At 71.8% G+C, this 2,757-nt stretch carries 1 protein-coding gene; it reads right to left on the minus strand.

All coding sequences use genetic code 11. The annotated features are described in order from the left end of the window. Positions 1 to 112: 112 nt before the first annotated feature. On the minus strand, positions 113 to 2,757 hold a 2,645-nt coding region (locus ABDW35_RS35155; RefSeq protein WP_343718484.1), incomplete at its 5' end, for a bifunctional [glutamine synthetase] adenylyltransferase/[glutamine synthetase]-adenylyl-L-tyrosine phosphorylase.

Genomic DNA, 2,757 nt, shown 5'->3' on the forward strand with positions numbered 1-2,757 from the left:
GAGACCGAGTTCTCGAAGCGCGTCGACGCCGGCCTGGTCGAGACCTCGAAGGACGACGGCAGCAAGGGCCAGGGCAACATCAAACGAATCGGCTGAGGGCCGGCTGCGGAGCCTAACCCTCGGCAGCATCCTCCCGCGGCGGGGGCGGTCCGATCAGGCGGTCGAACACCGCCATCACCTCCGCCGCCTGCCGCCGCATTCCGGCCGCGGCGGCGTCCAGATCCTCCGGCGGGTCGGCGGCGTCCTCCGCGACGGCACGCAGCAGGTCGCGGATCATGGCGTCGGACGCCTCCGCCGGGTCGAACTTGTCCTCGACGGCGAAGCGCAGGAAGGCCTGCACCCGCTGCCAGGTCGCCAGCGCCCGCAGCAGCGTCTCCGCCTCGTCTTCGGGCAGGAGTCCGGCGGCCTCGGCGCGGCGCAGCACCTCGGCCGTCGCTTGGTGCAGGATCTCCGGGTGCTCGGCCGCGTGGCGCAACTGCAGATACTGGGCGATGAACTCGACATCGACCAGCCCGCCGCGGAAGTGCTTGATATTCCAGATGTCGTCGGTGTCGCGCTGGCGCGCCATCCGGCCGCGCATCTCGGCGATGTCGCGGCGCAGCTTCTCCGGGTCGCGGGGCAGGGCCAGCAGCGAGCGGATCTCCGCCTCGATCCGCTCGCTCAGCGGCCCGTCGGCATGGATCACCCGGGCTCGCGTCAGGGCCATGTGCTCCCAGGTCCAGGCATCGCCGCGCTGATAGGCGGTGAAGGCCTCCAGGCTGGTCGCCAGCGGCCCGGCATTGCCGGAGGGACGCAGCCGCATGTCGACCTCGAACAGCGCGCCCTGCGCCGTCGGCGCGGTGATGGCCGAGACCAGGCGCTGGATCAGCCGGGTGTAGTAGACCATCGGGCTGATCGGCTTCTCGCCGTCCGATTCCTGCTCCGCCCCGGCGTCGTGGATCATGATCAGGTCGAGGTCGGAGCGGATCGTCATCTCCCGCCCGCCCAGCTTGCCCATGGCCAGCAGCGCCAGCCCGCCCTGGGGGAAGCGGCCGTGCCGGCGCGCGAACTCCGCCTCCACCCGCGGCACCAGCGCCTGCAGCGCCACCTCGGTGACGTCGGACAGGAAGGCGGCGCAGGCCGGCGTCTCGGATAGGCGGCGCAGGATGTGCACCGCGGCGCGGAAGCGCTGGTCGTTGGTCCAGCGCCGCAGCACGTCCAGCATGTCCTCGAAGTCGCGCGCCGTTGCCAGCTCCGCCGTCAGCCGTTCCTGCAGCGCCTCGCGTCCCGGCAGGGTGCTGAAGAAGCCCGGCGCCAGCACCGCCTCCAGCTGGCCGGCATGGGCCGTCAGATAATCCGCGATCCGGCCGCCGAAACCGAGTATATCGATAAGCAGATCAAGGAGATCGGGGTTGACGTTAAACAAGGAGAAGAGCTGGACGCCCGCCGGCAGCCGGGCCAGGAACCCGTCCAGGCGCAGCAGCGTGGCGTCGGGGTCGGCGGTGCCGCCGACGATCGACAGCAGCCGCGGCACCAGCCCGGTGATCAGGCCGCGCGCCCGCTCGCTGCGCAGGGCCCGGTAGCGGCCGTGCAGCCAGCCGCGCACCACGCCGATCGCCTCGGACGGCCGGGCGAAGCCCAGCCGCTGCAGCGTCTCGACCGTGCCCGGATGGTCGTCGACGCCGGCGAAGACCAGGGTGACGGCGCCCTCCGGCGGCCGGTCCTCCTGGAACAGCTCGGCATAGCGGCTCTCGACCAGCCGCAGCGTGTCGGTCAGCGTGGTGCGGAAGGTGGCGGGGTCGGGAAAGCCCAGGAAGGTGCCCAGCGCGTCGACCTCGCGCGGGTCCGCCGGCAGCGCGTGGGTCTGGTGGTCCTCCAGCATCTGGATGCGGTGCTCGACCCGACGCAGGAAGCGGTAGCATTCGGCCAGGCTGGCGGCGGTGTCGCGGTCGACCCGTCCGGCCTCGGCCAGCACCGCAAGCCCGGCGACGGTGCCGCGCAGCCGCAGCTGCGGCTCGCGCCCGCCGAAGATCAGCTGCTGCATCTGCACGAAGAACTCGATCTCGCGGATGCCGCCGCGGCCCAGCTTCAGGTCGTGGCCCTCGATGGCGACGGTGCCATGGCCGTGATGGTGGTGGATCTGCCGCTTGATCGCGTGGATGTCCTGGATCGCGGCGAAATCCAGGTTGCGGCGCCAGATGAAGGGCGTCAGGAAGTCCAGGAACTCGTCGCCGGCGGCGCGGTCGCCGGCCACCGGCCGGGCCTTGATCATCGCCGCGCGCTCCCAGCTCTGCGCCAGGCTGGTGTAGTAGCTCTCGGCCGCCGCCAGCGACACCGCCGGCGGCGTGGCGCCGGGGTCGGGCCGCAGCCGCAGATCGGTGCGGAAGACATAGCCGTCGACCGTCCGCTCCTCCATGATCCGCACCAGGTCGCGCGTCATCCGGGAGAAGGTCTGGCCCAGATCGTCGGGCCGGTCGGTCGGCACCTTGTCGGCGTCGTACAGGATGATCAGGTCGACATCGCTGGAATAGTTCAGCTCGCGCGCGCCCAGCTTGCCCATGCCCAGCACGATCAGGCCGGACGCGTCCGGGGCCGCCACCGCCTCAGGCCGCAGCAGGCCGCGCGCCGCGGCGCGGGACAGGAGATGCGCCACGGCGAGATCGAGCGTGGTCTCCGCCAGGTCGGAGAGGGCGCCGGTCACCTGCTGCAGCGGCCACACCCCGCCGATATCGGCCAGGGCGATCAGCAGGGCGATGCTTGGTCTGTGGCTGCTGGTGG

Source organism: Inquilinus sp., assembly GCF_039594555.1.
Lineage (GTDB): Bacteria > Pseudomonadota > Alphaproteobacteria > DSM-16000 > Inquilinaceae > Inquilinus.